This is a genomic window from Butyricimonas sp. (genome assembly GCF_019423355.1).
Lineage (GTDB): Bacteria > Bacteroidota > Bacteroidia > Bacteroidales > Marinifilaceae > Butyricimonas > Butyricimonas faecihominis.
This window is the reverse complement of the sequence record NZ_JAHZBP010000010.1, coordinates 19360-36513: the sequence shown is the minus strand read 5'-3', so window position 1 is coordinate 36513 and position 17154 is coordinate 19360. Positions and strand designations below refer to the sequence as shown.

Here is a 17154-nt window from a genome sequence, read left to right as displayed (position 1 = left end):
ATTCAAAGTTCTTTTCAAATAACATTAAATACAATACACCATGGACGAACAAACAGCAAAAAATCAAAAAGAGAACGGCACACGAAAAAGTCTCAACAAACAAGACTCTTTAGTTCTAAAGATCGTACTCATAGCCTTCCTTATCCTCTTGTCTTTCATCCCCATGAGCATGATTCGAGGGCTAATCAATGAAAGGGAAATGACAGCAGATGCTGCCGCACAAGAGGTTCAACAAAAATGGAGCAAGTCTCAAACCCTCATTGGTCCGATATTAACCATCCCTTATTTTTACCAGAACGAAAAAGGAGAGAACAAAAAGGGATATATCAATTATCTTCCCGAACAACTGAATATCACTGGAGACGTCAACACGCAGGAACTCAAACGAGGATTATATGAAATTATCGTTTACAATTCCACGCTGGAGATTACCGGGACATTCTCGGCCAGAGACTTAAAAGAAAGCAACCTATTCCCCAACGACAAATTGATTGAAGGTGCCACAATCAACCTTGGAATCAGTGATTTGCGAGGAATCAACGAACAAATCTCGCTGGAATGGGACAACCGGAAACTGAATTTCACACCGGGGGTTGATCCCCACAGCCTCGTCGTTTCCGGCATATCATCGAAAATCACGCCACAACAACTGTTTGCAAACGATTCGATCGTTCATTTCACGATAAAACTCAAACTGAAAGGCTCCGAGTCCATTCAATTTACCCCTCTTGGCAGAACAACAAAAGTCGCCATTCGTTCAAATTGTCAAACCCCAAGCTTTAATGGAGCCTTTTTACCCACGGAACGAGAGGTCTCGCCAGAAGGTTTCACGAGCAAATGGGAAGTACTGGAATTCAACCGGAACTATTCACAGATTCTCAAAGAGAGTCCCTATCGTGCCACCACGAACGCATACAGGGACATAACGGATGACAATTTGGGATTCCAATACACGAACTACGCCATTACGGAATCCACATTCGGGGTAGATCTCCTGTTCCCGGTAGACCAATACCAGAAATCCACACGCTCCGCTAAATACGCCTTTTTAATCATCATATTGACTTTCGTTGTCAGTTTCTTCGTGGAAATATTCCAGAAAAAGAACATTCACCCGGTTCAATATTTACTTGTCGGGCTGGCCCTATGCTTGTTCTACACGCTATTAGTCTCCACGTCCGAACATATCGGATTCACCCCTGCCTATATCATCTCTGCTCTCATGACTACTTTACTAATCACATTCTACATGATCGGTATTTTAAAAATAAAGAAAACGGCATTAACGATCGGGGGACTTCTGGCTTGCCTTTACGCCTACATTTTCTTCCTGATCCAACTGGAAACCTACGCCTTGCTGGTGGGGAGCATCGGATTATTCGTTATCTTAGCGATTATCATGTATTTCTCTCAAAAAATAAACTGGTATAATAACCAATAACCACTTTTTCCTCTTTCCGGGATCAACCGGAAAGGGGAAAAACAAAAATCGACAACATCATGAAAAAATTCTGGATACACAATTTATCCATCACGCTATCCCTACTCGTTGTTTTCCTAGTTACCTTGTACTCGATAGGAATATACGACAATCGTCTCGGCCATTATCTTGCCCTAGCGATTTCCGGGATTTCCGGATTGCAATCCATAGCCAGTGTGATCATAGGCCTTTACAATATTAAGTCCCAAACTGCCAACATAATTTTACTGGGAATTTTATCCGTAGCATTTTCTTCTCTAATAACCATTTACACGTTCAACTGTTTATTCATATCGTGCTAAGAACAGCATACTTCAGGATTAACGAATTGTAATTATTAGCTTTATTCCTCGATTTCTTTCTGAAATTAACATTCCTCTTTTTTGGATTTCACCGAAAATGCGTAAGTTTGTGCAAACTTTAAAATATGGAGATAAAGATTCCGATAGAGATCGTTGAACTGGAAGATAACAGCTTTCACATCATCGTCTCTCTGCAAATCGGTAGCATTGAGGGAGATTTCATTATAGACACGGGAGCATCCGTGACGGTCATAGACAAACTTACACCGTTTAGCTATGAACCGCTGGATGATGTTTCCGAGATTAACTCCGGGGGGGTGTGCGGAGAAATTAATGAGGTCCAGCTTGTGAATATCACGGCTCTACAGATCGATAACCACACAATCGAGAATATCCACGCGGCAGTCATCGACTTGCAGTACGTGAATTCTCTATACGACAAACACCTGCAGCGCAGGGTTGCCGGATTGTTGGGAAGTGATTTTCTCGTTAGGCATGAGGCGGTCATTGATTATGGAAATAAGGAGTTAACATTAAAAGTATCTGCCTAATTGTATAGCAATTTTGAAAAAATTGTTATACTTTTGCGCACTAAATATGTGTTAAAAGAAGAATTGAAGCTTAAGTAATTATAAATTCATTAAACAGATGCAGAATAAAGGAGCGATTACACTACTCGCTGTTGCTTTGGCATTGGTGAGTCTTTATCAGTTGTTTTTTACTTATAAAACCAACCAGGTAGAGAACGCGGCGAAGGAGTTCGCCAACGGTAACCCTATTAAAGAGAAAGAGTATTTAGATTCGGTTGCGAACCAACCCGTCTACAATTTCCTCGGTTTGGCCAAATTCACTTACAAGGAATGTAAGGAGTTGGAACTGAACCTCGGTTTGGACTTGAAGGGTGGTATGAACGTGACCATGGAAGTTGACGTGGTAGACGTGGTAAAAAGTCTAGCAAACCACAGCACGGATCCCGCTTTCAATCAAGCAATCGAGGAAGCCGTGAAGATGAGAGTTTCCAGCCCGAAAGACTTCGTAACCCTTTTCGGTGAGGCTTTCGAAAAAATTGCCCCGGGAGCGCAACTGGCATCCCCGGCTATTTTCGGTACTCACGAAATGAAAGAAAAGATCAAAGTCGGAGCTAGCAACAAGGAAGTTCTTGACGTGATCCGCAAAGAGGCTGACGGAGCTATCGACAACACGTTTAACATTCTTCGTACTCGTATCGACCGTTTTGGTGTTGCTCAACCCAATATCCGTAAAGCTGACATCTCCGGAAGAATCGTTATCGAGTTGCCGGGTATCAAGGAACCGCAACGTGTGAGAGAGTTGTTACAAGGAACTGCCGCTTTGGAATTCTATGAAACATTCGACAACGCAAAGGGACAAGATGCCGGAGAAGATGCATTCATCAACTACTTGGCTGCCGCGGATCAAAAACTAAAAGAGGTTCTTGACGCCCAAACATCCAAAGTTGCAAATGAAGAAACAACCGCTCAGGTAACAGACACGACTAAAGTGCAAGATAAAGAATCAGCCATCCTAGACGCAATCAAAGGTGAATCCGATTCATTGAAAACGGTAACCAGCATGGCTGAATACGAGAAAGAACATCCACTTCTTGCCATATTATCACCCAACATGACTCAACAGGGTCAACCCGTGGGTGGTTCTACAATTGGATATGCCAACATTAAAGATACGGCTAAAATCAACGCCTATTTAAGATTACCGCAAGTAAAAGCAGCTTTCCCCAGAAATGCACGTCTGTTGTGGGAAATGAAAGCTATAAATGGCATGGTTCCTTTACACGCTATCAAGATTACCACACGTAACGGCAAAGCTCCGCTTGAAGGAGACGCTGTAATTGATGCAAGACAAGACTATGATCAACAAGGTCGTCCGGTTGTTTCCATGCAGATGAACGGAGAGGGAACCAAAACATGGGCTCGTTTGACAAAAGATAATATCGGACGTTGCATCGCTATCGTACTTGACGGTATGGTTGCATCCTCTCCTAACGTAAACGACGAGATTAAGGGCGGTAGCTCTCAGATTTCCGGACGTTTTGACGTGAAAGAGGCAGGAGACCTTGCAAACATCTTGAAATCCGGTAAATTACCCGCCCCCGCACGTATCATCGCTGACGAGGTGGTTGGAGCATCACTGGGACAAGAGGCTATTCAATCCGGTATGTGGTCATTCATCATTGCGTTCGTGTTGGTATTGGCCTATATGTTATTCTTTTATAGTAAGAATGCCGGTTTGGCTGCCGATATCGCATTGCTCGCCAACTTGTTCTTCTTGTTCGGTATTCTGGCATCCATTGGAGCCGTATTGACCTTACCCGGTATTGCCGGTATCGTGTTGACCATGGGTATGGCCGTCGATGCCAACGTGTTGATCTACGAACGTATCCAAGAGGAAATCAGAGCCGGTAAGGGATTGAAACTTGCAATCAAGGAAGGTTACAGTAATGCCTACTCGGCTATTATCGACGGTCAGTTGACCACGTTATTAACTGGATTTATCCTGTACTACTTCGGAGAAGGCCCGATCAAAGGTTTCGCAACCACGTTGATCATCGGTATCCTTTCTTCTCTATTCACAGCAATCTTCATCACTCGTTTGATCCTTGAAAGAGCTGCATCCAAGAGTGACAATGTTACCTTCACAACCCCGTTAACTGCAAACTGGTTGAGAAATACCAAGTTCCCGTTTTTGAAAAAACGGAAAATCAGTTACACGATTTCCGGTATCGTGATTGTACTTTGTTTCGTATCCCTGTTTACTAGAGGTTTGGATAAAGGTATCGACTTCGTGGGAGGTAGAACTTATACCGTGACTTTTGCACAAGACGTACAAGTGGGTGATGTTGCAGAGAAACTGGCAGAAGTTTACGGAAGCGCTCCGGAAGTGAAGACCGTAGGAACTGCAAATAACGTGAAGATCACCACGAAATACCGGATTGCTGAAACCGGAGCTGAGGTTGATGCGAATGTGGACTCATTATTATATATCGGGTTACAAGAAATTCTTCCCGCCGGAACAGACTACGAAACTTTCCGCAGCGTGAACTTGCAACAGACACAAAAGATCGGACCCGCCGTGGCTGAGGACATGACAAGAGCTGCTGTATGGTCCGTATTATTCGCCTTGATCGGTATCTTTATCTACATTATGGTACGATTCTCCAGATGGCAATATGGTGCCGGAGCTGTTGTCGGCTTGGCTCATAACACGATCATCGTAATCGGGGCATTCTCCTTGTTTGCAGGTCTGTTACCGTTCTCTTTGGAAGTTGATCAATCCTTTATCGCTGCCGTGTTGACGGTTGTTGGTTACACAATCAACGATACCGTGGTTGTATTCGACCGTATCCGTGAGTACCGTAAACTATACCCCAAACGTGATGATGAACAAGTAGTAAATGATGCGTTGAACTCTACGTTACGTCGTACATTCAGTACTTCATTGTCAACCATCGTCGTGTTGTTAGCGATATTCGTTTTCGGTGGTGCTTCAATCAAGGGATTCATTTTCGCCTTGTTAGTAGGTATCATTGTCGGTACATACTCATCACTGTTCATCGCAACTCCTATTTCTTTCGACTTAACCAGAAGATTCAAAAAGAAAGTAGAAGAGAAGAAATAAAAAAATATTTCAAGTTTATACAAAATAGCTCCTGTAAAAAGGAGCTATTTTTTTGCACACGAGATAAAAAGGCTCACTCCCCGGTATTGCAGTATACACATGCCGGTGTCCCACAATCCCCCTTCCATAACATCAAAAAAGTTACAAATTGAAAGTAAAAATGATATATCAATATTAAAGTTGCAATATAATTGGGTTTATAACAATAAATATCCTACTTTTGTAACGTAGAAAGCAGCAACAGGATAATCGAACAATTACAAGTATGTCAAAGCGTCAGATCAGAATCTGTTTAGGAAGTTCTTGTTTTTCCCGGGGAAACAATACCAACCTCGGAGCAATCAAGAAATATCTGAGTGAAAATAACTTGGAAGCAGAGATCGATTTCTGCGGGCATTTGTGCGAGGAATTGTGTAGTAAGGGTCCTATTATCCGGATCGATGACAAAGTGTATGAAGAAGTAAATCTATCGCGTTTGTACAAAATCTTACAAGAAGAATTCCCATGCAACTGAGACCCATCTATACAGAACCGGACAATTGTCAGGATTGTTATAAATGTATCCGGGAATGTCCCGTGAAGGCAATCCGGATGGAAAACAACCAAGCATCTATCATTGAAGATCGTTGCATCTACTGCGGGCATTGCACGCAAGTGTGCCCAACCGGGGCTAAAAAGATACGTGACGGGTTAACCCGTGCGAAATTAACCCTTACGCAGAATCCCAAAGTCATTCTATCACTGGCCCCCTCGTACGTGAGTGAATTCGAAGGAATTCATTCCAGTGTGCTGATTGCCGCCATCAAACGTTTAGGTTTCACAAGTGTATCAGAAACTGCCCTTGGAGCTGAAATCGTCACGGATAGAACCGAGAAATTCCTAGAAGAAGCCGAAAATGGCGTGTACATCTCTTCGGCTTGTCCGGTTGTTGTTGAATACATCCGGAAATATTCCCCGGATCACGTACGTTTTATCACACCGATTATTTCTCCCATGCTGGCTCACGCCAAGATTCTGAAACAGTTATATGGGGAAGATGTGAAAATCGTGTTTGCAGGTCCCTGTATCTGCAAGAAGTTGGAAGCGGACTACTTTAATAACCTCGTCGACGTGGTGATCACGTTCAAGGACTTGAAAAAATGGTTCGAACAATCCGATATCAACTTGAAAAATATCGCACCGAATCAACCGGAGGCTCGTTTCGTGCCTTACCGTTCCGGAATGGGCGCCTACTACCCCATCGAGGGCGGGATGCTGAAAGGGATGCAAAAGGGCAAAAAACAAATACATCACATGGCTTTCTCGGAACTTTCAACCGTGAAAGACGTGTTGAAAGAACTGGATTCACACCGGGAGAACGATTCCATTTTCTTGGAATTATTGGCTTGCAAGGGCGGATGCATCAACGGTCCTGCCAAATTGAGCCACATATCCCCGGCCTTAAAAAGATACGAGATTATTCATCAATCAGAATTGGGAAACCCCAAGGATGATTTCAAAAATATCGATTTGCAGATTCTATTCTGCAAAGACCCTCACGTGCAAGATCACACCTACACGGAAGAGGAAATCAAACAGGCTATGGCCGTCGTGGGCAAAACCGGACCTGAAGACGAATTAAATTGTAGTGGTTGCGGTTACGACACTTGTCGTGATTTCGCCATTGCCATGCTGGAAGGGCGGGCCGAAGAAAATATGTGTGTATCTTACATGAGAAGAATCGCACATGATAAGGCCACCGTACTCCTCCAAAAGATTCCGGCCGGAGTATTACTCGTCAACTCGGAATTGAAAGTCGTAGACATGAATCAATCCTGCGCCACACTCATGGGAGAGGACATTGCCTCTATTTACGAGGTCGATCCCGGTTTGAACGGTATGGAGCTGAAAAACATCTGTTCCTACGAGGACTTGTTCCGTGCCGTGTTGACAACCGGTAAGGAAATTATCGAACGACAGGTACGGGAAGAAGACCGCACATGGATTATATCCATCTATAACATACAACCTCACCGGTTGGTTTTCGGGTTATTACAGGATTTACGCGAACCTTATGTCCGTAAAGAATGGATGCTCGAAAAGACCCAAGAAGTAATCAAGAAACACATGGAAACCGTCCAGCAAGTAGCTTGTTTGCTTGGAGAAAATGCCGCTTTCACGGATGCAACGTTACGCTCCGTAATGGAGGCTTACAAGAAAAATGATCAAAAGAAACCACTCTAATTTCATTTGTCTTGAGAAACAACGGTAATTTCATCGAGGTTGACTTCTTCCAGAAGAATAAAGCGGGCAATGTTGTCTGCGGGGATTGTTTCATGTCTCAAAAACTAAAAGGTGAGGGACGTGTTATCAGCGTGTTATCAGATGGTCTGGGAAGCGGGATCAAAGCCTGTGTCCTATCCACGATGACAGCAACCATGGCCATGAACTTTACCGCCATGAACGAGAGCATCCTACGCACCTCCACCTCGATCATGAATACCCTGCCGAAAGACATGGTGCGAAAGATCAGTTATTCGACCTTTTGTATCTGTGACATCGACTGTTTCGGTAACGTGAAAATTATCGAGTACGAAACCCCCTCCTACTACTTGTACCGGAACGGGCGTTTTGTCAGTATTTCCAAGGAGAAAATTCCGGTGGAACGGGAAGACCTTGAAAATACGTTTCTGTGGATCTCCGAGTTCACGCTGGAAAAAGAAGATCGAATTATCTTCTTCAGTGACGGGGTTAGCCAATCCGGCATGGGAACGGCTAAAATGCCCTTTGGCTGGGAAGACGGGGCAAAAGAATATATTGCAAACCTAGTAAATCAATATAATGATATATCCGCCAAGGAATTGGCACATAAGATAGTGAATCAAGCGGAAAAGAACGACGGTTACTCGCTGAAAGATGACACGAGTTGTTGTGTCATTTATATGCGAAAACCCCGTAACTTGCTTGTATGCACCGGACCTCCCTACGACGAGAAGAACGATAAATACCTGGCTAACCGGGTACGGGAATTTCAAGGGAAAAAGATCCTGTGCGGGGGAACCACGGCCACCATTATCTCCCGTGAACTGGGAGCAAAAATGGAAGTTGACATGAATATCGTGGACAAAGAACTCCCTCCCATCTCCAAGATGGAAGGTGTCGATCTTGTCACCGAAGGAATTCTGACGTTAGGTAAGGTTGAGCGTATCCTGACGGAAGGAGATATTGACCGCCGTCGGGAAGCCGGACCGGCAGAGCTGATGGTGAGAATGTTGTTGAATAGTGATAAAATCACGTTACTCGTGGGAACCCGTATCAACACGGCGCACCAGGATCCCAATCTTCCCGTGGAGTTAGAGATCCGGAGAAACGTGGTCAAAAAAATAAAATTTTTATTGGAGACAAAGTATTTGAAAGATGTAGAGATTATGTATATTTAGGGGATAAAATCAAAAACAAAACCAACTCACAACACGATGGAAAAAGTAAATGTAAAAATATGCGTAGGAACCATGTGCTATGTCATGGGTGGCGCAGAGTTGAGAGACACGATTGAATCTCTTCCCCAAAATATCCTCGAACATCTGAATGTAAGCTATTCTCCATGTTTAGGGTGTGGCAAAGGTGAACAAGCCCCACCGTTTATTGAAGTAAATGGAAAACGTATTGCTGGCGTTAGTAAAAATAGTTTAATACAAATCGTTAAAGAGGAAGTAAGAAATGTTATATGACAATTTTGCGATGCTCACGAAACGTGAGTTACTGATTAGAATTGTAAAACTTTTAAAGGAAGAAAATCTAGTAAATGGGGTGAAGTACATTCCAGTGGAAATGCGCCCAAAAAATAAAAGACCGATCAAGTGTTGCGTGCATAAAGATCGCTACATCTTGAAGCATAAGATTATCTCTATCTTGGGCTTCGAGATCACGGACGAGGAAATCGACCTAATCCCCTTGTCTGACTTCGCACAGAAAGCACTTGATAACAAGAACACGAAAGAGAATATTCTTTCCGTGGTTCATGAGGCTTGTAGTGCTTGTATGCAATCCCAGTACTTCGTAACCAACATGTGTCGCGGTTGCGAGGGACGTCCTTGTTTGATGAACTGCCCGAAAGCGGCTATCTCTTTCAAGGGTGGTAAAGCTTGCATCACGCAGGAAGACTGCGTGGGTTGCGGACTATGTTCTAAAGTCTGCCCTTACCACGCGATCGTGTACACGCCCGTACCTTGCGAGGATGTTTGCCCGGTGAAAGCGATCACCAAAGGCGAAGACGGAACCGAGCATATCGACAAAGATAAATGTATCTATTGCGGAAAATGTATGCAAACTTGTCCTTACGGGGCGATCATGGAACGTTCCAAGGTAATCGACGTGTACAAAAGCATTACCGCCCCGGACAAGAAAATCATAGCTATCCCGGCTCCGGCTATCTACGGACAGTTCAACGCAACTCCGGGACAGATTCTTTCCGCCATCAAAGCCATCGGTTTTGATGACGTGGTAGAAGTAGCTTTGGGTGCAGAAGATACTTCCCGCAACGAGGCAGCCGAGTTCTTGGAACGCATGGAAGAAGGGAAACCTTTCATGACCACTTCCTGCTGCCCGGCTTACGTGGGTTGGGTCGACAAACACGCCCCCATGGTAAAACCATTTGTTTCCGACACCCGTAGCCCGATGGTTTATGCCGCCCGCCGGGTAAAAGAACAATATCCGGATGCCGAAGTCGTATTTATCGGCCCGTGTCTGGCTAAACGTTACGAAGCAGAAATGTACGTTCCGGAAGTAGACTACGTGATGAGTTTCGAAGAATTGGGAGCATTCATGGTGGCTTATGACATTAATCCGGAAACTTGTGAAGAATTACCATTGAATCCGGAAGTTACGAAATTCGCCCGCGGATACGCTCAAGCCGGTGGGGTTCGCAATGCTATTGTAGAGGCTGTTGGAAATGGTTACACGACTCTTTCCATCGAAGGACTTGACAAGAAAAATCAGACTTTACTGAAAACTATGGTGAAAAAACCGGAAGCCCAGTTTGTCGAAGTAATGGCTTGTGATGGTGGTTGCGTGAATGGACCTTGTTCACTGGCTCCTCTTACATTAGCCAAACGACAGATCAAGAAAGCGTTAGAAAAATAAAATAGGAATCCCCGCCTTTTGAGCGGGGATTTTCATTTACACGATATTACTTTCCTCTTCTCCTTATCCACATAAATATTGTAAAGATCAATAGACCAATTGGTAATATCCATTTGAAAATGATCTTAAACACCTCCATAGCTGTCTCTCCAATATAAACCTCATTATCTGGCAGCGGGGGACGACGAACATCAATTGGCACCTCCTCATCTGATAACCAATAGAAAATACCTGAAATTAAGATGTAATTAGCCGCTTTCACGTTAGCTCTTCCCCGACTTAATTCCACATTACTCAAGCAATCCGCATCACCTAAAACAACAATCTTTTGTCGCTTTTCTCCAAACTGACGGGACAAAGCCAAAGCCGTAACATAAGAACGTTCCACCTCTCCCGTTTCAGGATTCAATTCCACTTTATCATCAATGAAATTAACCGTTTGCAACTCATTCCATCCCCTTGCGGAATCGCTCACAAACAAGGGAATAACGTCATACCCTTTATCATCCACGTATTCCAATGCCGTACAGCCGGGCATGGCAATGACACCCTTGGCATAACTCAAACTATTAAAGAGATAAGACATTGCATTTGCCTCCGGGGTCGCCTTAGCAAGTACGAGATCCGGTAAAAAATGTTCTGTTGGCCGCACGAGTTGTCCCGGCAAGAATCGGACACCCAATTGTTCCACGAGAGGATTCATCACCTCCTGCCGTCTCGGTTCTCCCACAATCAACAAGTTACCTCCCCGCTCTATGTAAGCATTTAAGCGAGTCATTTCATTCTCCGATAGCGGGGTTTTCATATCTGCGATAACCAATATATCCAACTTCTCCGGTAATTCTTCGTTCAATGAAATCTCCTTTACATCAAAACCACTATTTATTAACGCATAACGATAAGTTTTAGCCCAAGCAAAGATATTATAGTCACGATCCCCCTCTTTCAAACAATCTCGCTCTCCATGTCCTTTCAAGAATCCCACGGTAGGCAAATCCATGACCAGTCTCTTGAATGCAGCCGTAATTTCCGCCTCAGTGGGAAATACTACCGCATCGTCGAAGACTCTCAGGAAAGTTTTTTCCCCACTCTCCCGTACTACTTGACGGACAAAGCGATTCTTCTCCCCGGAAAGGTCTATCACCTGACGAATCTCCTCCGGACGCAAAAACATATTAGAATCCAGATCATAATTATTAGCGATCTTTATCATGCGTTCCCGATCCGTAAGTGTCGGGTATCGCTCATCCAGACTCTTATTATCAGCCTTGTCATAATAATACACGTATTTCAAATCTATTTCCGGCTTAAAACGGGTGTATCGATTGAAACGAGACAAATCCCGATTCCTCTCTTCCGGCAATCCCATGCGAAAATGTTTATCCAGCAAATTGACATAGGTAGTAATCGTTAGTCCCCCCTTCATCTTTGCCATGATTTCCTGACTGTTCTCTGTCAACGTATTCATCTTTGTCTCCGTGACATCATAATAAAACATCATCTTCGGACGGGAAGATATATACCCCAACAAAGCCGCAAGCACAAATACACCGATATATTTACCCCACGTCACGGTCCAAGAACTTTTCTGGCGTACCGCTTTCAATTTAATAATGGCAAACATCAGGAACAACGTGATCACGAGCAAGAAATAGATAAAATCCTCGCTACAAATAAGCCCGTTCACAAAAGTGTCTGAACGACCGGAAAGGGCTAACCACCAAGTAATATCCCGCACGAAATCAATATCCTGCCACCATCCTTTCACATAATTCAACACGGCCAGCACGGCTAAAGTCAACATCGCAGCCACCACCTGATAGGAAGTCAGGCTGGACATGAATAATCCCACGGCTGCATAGGCACATATCAAAAGATACACGCCTAGCAATCCTGACAGGATTAAAGGAAAATCAAAAGATTTAATCGTAAAAGCGGCAAACAAGACAAAACAAAAGAGAATCCCAATCAGAACCAATCCGTAAATCATCATGGAAATGAATTTTCCCAAAATAATCTGGCAATTACTGACAGGGGATGAATAAAGTAGTTTAATAGACCCACTTCCCAGCTCTCGACTCATTAAACCCATCGTGATCAACGGGATATAAAGGTATAAATACCCCTGCATGATCCCGAAAATTCCTGCCCGGGATGCAAAAACCTGATATGAAAGTCCCCCCGGCAATTGGTTCCCGATAGCCTGACTAGTCACTAATCCCCCGAAAGTCGGACAGAAAAACATACCCACTTGAAAAGTAAACATGATAAGAATAAACCAGGCTATAGGAGAATAAAACAAAACCTGTAATTCTACCCTGGCTATATTAAATGCTGTTTTCATAATTGACGTAATTTAAAATTCTACTTCTTCGAAAGTTCGGCAAATACAACATCCAAGGAGCTTTTCTCCATATAGATCTGACTTAATCGCCAATTATGGATGCCACAAGTTTCGATAATTTCATCCACCATGTTCCGAGCATCTGCAAACTGTAAACGATAATCCATCTCTCCCAGATGCTGGGCTGCCACCAAACCGGGAATCATGGTCAACTCTTCCACGGTCGGATGAGCGAGAAGGGTTACCCGGATCGTGGTTGGCAAAATATAATTATCAAATTCATCGACCGTCCCGGAGAAAACCATTTTCCCTTTTTCTACCATGTAGATATATTCACAAGTAGCCTGCACTTCTGGTAAGATATGAGTGGATAGAATCACGGTTCTCTCCTGTGCAATCTGTTTGATTAAATTACGAATCTCTACAATCTGATTCGGATCCAAACCATTCGTCGGTTCATCCAAAATGATAAAATCCGGATTGTGAATAATAGCTTGGGCAATTCCTACCCGTTGCTGGTATCCCCCGGAGAGATTTCGTATTAATCGTTTTCTGAAATGCGAGATTCCGCATTTCTCCACCACCTCTGTTATTGCAGCCGGAATTTCCTTATGCGGGATATAGCGCAACCGAGCCGAATAATCTAAATATTCCTCCACCGTCAAATCCGGATGTAAAGGGGGTTGTTGGGGTAGAAAGCCAATATGACATTTTGCCTCAACGGGATCTATTCTCGTATTTATTCCTTTTATATATATATCACCTTCCGTCTGTTTCAACACGCCGCACATGATATTCATAATCGTTGACTTTCCGGCTCCATTTGAACCTAAAAGTCCATAAATACCATGCTGTCTGATTTCCAAATTTATATCCCGAACGGCCCACTGAACACTATAACGATGGGATAGATTCTCTATGCGTACAATTGGAGTATCCATATTTATATTCATTAATTAATTGACTATCTTCCTTTTCTTCTTATCCAAATAAAAATTCCTATACCCAAAAGCAAGAAGGGGAAAACCCAGAGGAATAGAATTTTCACCACGGTCATTCCTTCCATTGTAACACTTACTTTGTTATCCACCGCTTTAGGACGACGAACATCAAAAGGAGCCACCCCGTCAGATAGCCAACAGAACGATCCGGTAATCACAGCATAATTATAAGCCGGGATTCCTTTCCGTTTTATATTATGCTCTGCATTACTGATACAATCCGCATCTCCCAATATGATAATCCGTTGCTCCTTACCATTCATCTCCCGTGCTAACGCAATACCCGTCGCATATATATCTTCCTTCTCCCCGACTTCCGGATTCAATTCTACCGGATCATCAATAAAATCAACGGTTTCCACCTCATTCCAAGTATGTAGCGTGTCACTCGTGAAAAGAGTTGTCACCTCGAATCCTTTCTCTTCAGCCAAAGAATAATCCAACCCCACACAGGTAGGCATCGGGATAAACCGCCGGAACAAGTAACCGAAAGGATAAGATAATTTCCACGCCGCAGGCCTCGGTAAAGAGAATATCATATCGGGATCATAATGCTCGGATTTTCGAACCAGCCGTCCGGGCATAAATTGAACACCAAACTGTTCCACGATAGGATTCATGGCCTCTTGACGAGTAGGCTCTCCCGCAATAAAAAGATTTCCACCCCGGGCAATATAATTTTGCAGATGTCGCATCTCGTTTTCAGATAGCGCGGTGTGCATATCCGCAATAACAATAATATTTATACTATCTGGAATATCCTGCTCCAAAGTCACTCCTGTCACGTCAAATCCCTGGTTAGGCAAAGAATGGCGGAACAATTTATTTTTGGCAAATAAATTATACCCTCTTTCCCCGATTTGGTCCATATCCCGTTCGCCATGTCCTGTCAAGAATCCGACCCAAGGCATATCCATCACCAACCGTTTCAGAGCCACGGAAATCTCCGACTCGAAAGGCATTAATAAAGGATCATTGAATACACGCAAGAAAGTTTTCTCTCCACTTTCCCGTTCAACAACACGTACAAATCGATTGTACTCACCGGAAAGATCAATGATCTGTTTCATCTCTTCTGGGGTCTTGAAATCAGTCGAATCCATGTTATAACGGGGAGCCAACTCCAACATTCTCTCCCGATCCGAAAGATTCGGAAACAACCGGTCAAGCGAAGGACTATATCCCCGATCATAGTAGTAAACATACTTCATCTTGATCTCCGGCTTAAATCTCCAATACTTTTTAAAGTTTTGAAAATCAGAGTTCACACTTGAAGGTTGTCCCAAGTAAAATAGGTCATCCAAGATATTCACGTAAGTCGTTATCGTCAGCCCACCTTTTAATTTCTTAATAATCTCCTGACTATTGGGCGTAAGCGTATTTACTTTCAAACGTGTCGCATCACAAAAGAACATGAGTTTCGGCCGAGAAGTAATATACCCCAACGAAAAGGTTACCAGAAAAGCCAACAGATACCTACTCCACGCTTTTCTCCAAGATATTTTCTGCCGGATCGCATTCAAACGCAAAACAGATAACGTCAGGAAAAGTCCGGTTACAAAAACAAAATAAAGAACATCCTCACTACATATCAAGCCGCTGATAAACTCGTTAGCCCTTCCACTGATAGAAAGCCACCAAGTGATGTCACGCACCCACTCTATATCCTGCCATAGTCCCCCAACCATGTTCAACACAAACAGGATACTCAACGTTCCCAAAGCGGCGACAATCTGGTAGGACGTCAAGCTAGACATGAAAAGCCCAATGGCCGCATAAGAACATATCAACAGGTAAACACCCAATAACCCAGACACCGTTAACCAGAAATCAAAATGATCTATCGTACAAGCACCGAAAATGATAAACACCAACAATATCCCCACGAATACCAAGGCGTAAATCATCATAGATACGAACTTCCCAAGAATAATCTGAATATTATTTACCGGTGAAGAATAAAGCAATTTAACCGACCCACTACTCAATTCCCGACTCATTAATCCCATCGTGAGAAGCGGGAAGTAATAAAACAAATAGGGTAATATTGAGGAGTACAATCCTCTGAAACCAGAGAAAATGCCCTGCGTCAGGTTCACCGGACGGTATCCCAAATTAAAGCGTTCGACATAAGTACCGAATACACTTGAAAAAGTCATACTAGCCTGCACGACAAAAATAATCAATGTCAACCAAGCGATCGGAGAATAGAAAAGAGTTTGTAACTCTGTTCTTGCAATATCCAATATCATTCTCCATTTATTCCGTTTCATATTCATCGTTTTCAATTTTTAGTGTTACGCTTTACTTCTTGGATAACTCAGCAAAAATGACATCCAAAGAACTTTTCTCTAAACGAATTTCTTTCAGATTCCACCCTCTCTGCCGGCTGGTATTTACCATCAACTCCATCACCGGGTTGGCATCCTCTCCGGTGAAATGTACCCGGAAATTCATTCCTCCCAACTCTTCAACTTCTTTTACCCCTTGTATCACTTTCAAATCTTCCGTCACGGGCGGAGAGGCCAATGACACGACAAAAGAATCCGGAATAATATAATTATCAAATTCTTCCAGCGAACCGGAGAAGACCATAGTTCCCTGCTCGATCATATACACGTGATCACAAACAGCTTGTACCTCGGAAAGGATATGCGTAGAAAGAATCACCGTACACTCCTTCGATATATCTTGAATCAAACGTCGAACCTCCAATATCTGGTTGGGGTCCAAACCATTCGTGGGTTCATCCAACACAACGAATTCCGGTTTATGAACAATCGCCTGCGCAATCCCGACACGTTGCTGGTAACCTCCCGACAAATTGCGAATAAGACGATTCTCAAAATGGGCAATACCACAACGCTCCATCACTTCTTTCACCGCTTTTTTCCGCTCGGAGGAAGGCACGTGCCTCATCCGGGTCGCATGCATGAGATATTCATACACGGAAAGATCCATGTGTAAAGGGGGCTTTTGTGGTAAGAAGCCGATACAGCGTTTCGCCGAGACAGGATTCTCTCGCACATCTATCCCCTTGATCAACACACTACCCCGGGTCTGTTTAAGTACCCCGCAGATAATATTCATCGTGGTTGATTTACCGGCTCCGTTAGAGCCGAGTAAACCATAAATACCATGTTTTGATATTTCAAAATTAATCCCTTGGATTGCCCACTGCACGTTATAGCGATGGGACAAATCCTTTACCTGTAAAATTGGTTTTTCCATACTATGTGATTTACATACAAT

General features: G+C 43.4%; 12 protein-coding genes. 8 read left to right on the top strand and 4 right to left on the bottom strand.

The genetic code is table 11. The features are described 5' to 3' along the window. Positions 1–40 precede the first annotated feature (40 nt). The 8 genes from creD to QVC79_RS13515 all read left to right on the top strand — a co-directional run bounded on the left by creD (position 41) and on the right by QVC79_RS13515 (position 10557). Positions 41–1441 carry a cell envelope integrity protein CreD gene (gene creD, locus QVC79_RS13550; RefSeq protein WP_124317880.1) on the top strand — a complete coding sequence of 467 codons (1401 nt, stop codon included), beginning with the start codon at positions 41–43 and terminating at the stop codon, positions 1439–1441. 466 nt (positions 1442–1907) lie between these two features. Beyond that, positions 1908–2333, top strand: a complete 426-nt coding sequence (locus QVC79_RS13545) for a retropepsin-like aspartic protease (protein WP_124317881.1) — start codon at positions 1908–1910, stop codon at positions 2331–2333. Positions 2334–2430: 97 nt separating this feature from the next. Beyond that, positions 2431–5436, top strand: coding sequence for a protein translocase subunit SecDF (secDF, locus tag QVC79_RS13540; protein WP_270592487.1), 3006 nt, complete (start codon positions 2431–2433; stop codon positions 5434–5436). Positions 5437–5701: 265 nt separating this feature from the next. Further along, positions 5702–5950, top strand: a complete 249-nt coding sequence (locus tag QVC79_RS13535) for a (2Fe-2S) ferredoxin domain-containing protein (protein WP_018338306.1) — start codon at positions 5702–5704, stop codon at positions 5948–5950. Further along, the gene (locus QVC79_RS13530) at positions 5941–7659 is read left to right on the top strand and encodes a [Fe-Fe] hydrogenase large subunit C-terminal domain-containing protein (RefSeq protein WP_270592484.1); all 1719 of its coding nucleotides are present in this window, start codon (positions 5941–5943) and stop codon (positions 7657–7659) included. The genes QVC79_RS13535 and QVC79_RS13530 overlap by 10 nt, the downstream gene beginning before the upstream one ends. Positions 7660–7670: 11 nt before the next feature. Then, positions 7671–8855, top strand: coding sequence for a SpoIIE family protein phosphatase (locus tag QVC79_RS13525; RefSeq protein ID WP_124317635.1), 1185 nt, complete (start codon positions 7671–7673; stop codon positions 8853–8855). A gap of 36 nt (positions 8856–8891) precedes the next feature. Next, entirely contained in the window at positions 8892–9146 is a 255-nt protein-coding gene (locus QVC79_RS13520; RefSeq protein ID WP_118304432.1) for an NADH-quinone oxidoreductase subunit NuoE family protein, read from the top strand. Continuing rightward, on the top strand, positions 9136–10557 hold the full coding sequence (locus QVC79_RS13515; protein WP_270592477.1) for a monomeric [FeFe] hydrogenase: 1422 nt from the start codon (positions 9136–9138) through the stop codon (positions 10555–10557). Before QVC79_RS13520 ends, QVC79_RS13515 begins: the two co-directional genes overlap by 11 nt. A gap of 46 nt (positions 10558–10603) precedes the next feature. On the opposite strand, the gene QVC79_RS13510 is transcribed toward QVC79_RS13515, so the two are convergent. From QVC79_RS13510 to QVC79_RS13495, 4 genes are read right to left on the bottom strand one after another with little or no spacing between them, the layout of a single operon-like run. Beyond that, entirely contained in the window at positions 10604–12901 is a 2298-nt protein-coding gene (locus QVC79_RS13510; protein WP_270592474.1) for a Gldg family protein, read from the bottom strand. Between the two features lie 20 nt (positions 12902–12921). After that, positions 12922–13842: an ABC transporter ATP-binding protein gene (locus QVC79_RS13505; RefSeq protein WP_270592471.1), complete on the bottom strand. Its 921-nt coding sequence runs from the start codon at positions 13840–13842 to the stop codon at positions 12922–12924. 23 nt (positions 13843–13865) lie between these two features. Further along, positions 13866–16181: a Gldg family protein gene (locus QVC79_RS13500; RefSeq protein WP_270592469.1), complete on the bottom strand. Its 2316-nt coding sequence runs from the start codon at positions 16179–16181 to the stop codon at positions 13866–13868. 25 nt (positions 16182–16206) lie between these two features. Then, positions 16207–17133, bottom strand: coding sequence for an ABC transporter ATP-binding protein (locus QVC79_RS13495; protein ID WP_270592467.1), 927 nt, complete (start codon positions 17131–17133; stop codon positions 16207–16209). Positions 17134–17154 lie beyond the last annotated feature (21 nt).

What these genes read in the sequence shown, in the direction of transcription:
- creD (WP_124317880.1), top strand. Translation starts at nt 41, where the DNA reads ATGGACGAACAAACAGCAAAAAATCAAAAAGAGAACGGCACACGAAAA.
- QVC79_RS13545 (WP_124317881.1), top strand. Translation starts at nt 1,908, where the DNA reads ATGGAGATAAAGATTCCGATAGAGATCGTTGAACTGGAAGATAACAGC.
- secDF (WP_270592487.1), top strand. Translation starts at nt 2,431, where the DNA reads ATGCAGAATAAAGGAGCGATTACACTACTCGCTGTTGCTTTGGCATTG.
- QVC79_RS13535 (WP_018338306.1), top strand. Translation starts at nt 5,702, where the DNA reads ATGTCAAAGCGTCAGATCAGAATCTGTTTAGGAAGTTCTTGTTTTTCC.
- QVC79_RS13530 (WP_270592484.1), top strand. Translation starts at nt 5,941, where the DNA reads ATGCAACTGAGACCCATCTATACAGAACCGGACAATTGTCAGGATTGT.
- QVC79_RS13520 (WP_118304432.1), top strand. Translation starts at nt 8,892, where the DNA reads ATGGAAAAAGTAAATGTAAAAATATGCGTAGGAACCATGTGCTATGTC.
- QVC79_RS13515 (WP_270592477.1), top strand. Translation starts at nt 9,136, where the DNA reads ATGTTATATGACAATTTTGCGATGCTCACGAAACGTGAGTTACTGATT.
- QVC79_RS13510 (WP_270592474.1), bottom strand. Translation starts at nt 12,901, where the DNA reads ATGAAAACAGCATTTAATATAGCCAGGGTAGAATTACAGGTTTTGTTT.
- QVC79_RS13505 (WP_270592471.1), bottom strand. Translation starts at nt 13,842, where the DNA reads ATGGATACTCCAATTGTACGCATAGAGAATCTATCCCATCGTTATAGT.
- QVC79_RS13500 (WP_270592469.1), bottom strand. Translation starts at nt 16,181, where the DNA reads ATGAATATGAAACGGAATAAATGGAGAATGATATTGGATATTGCAAGA.
- QVC79_RS13495 (WP_270592467.1), bottom strand. Translation starts at nt 17,133, where the DNA reads ATGGAAAAACCAATTTTACAGGTAAAGGATTTGTCCCATCGCTATAAC.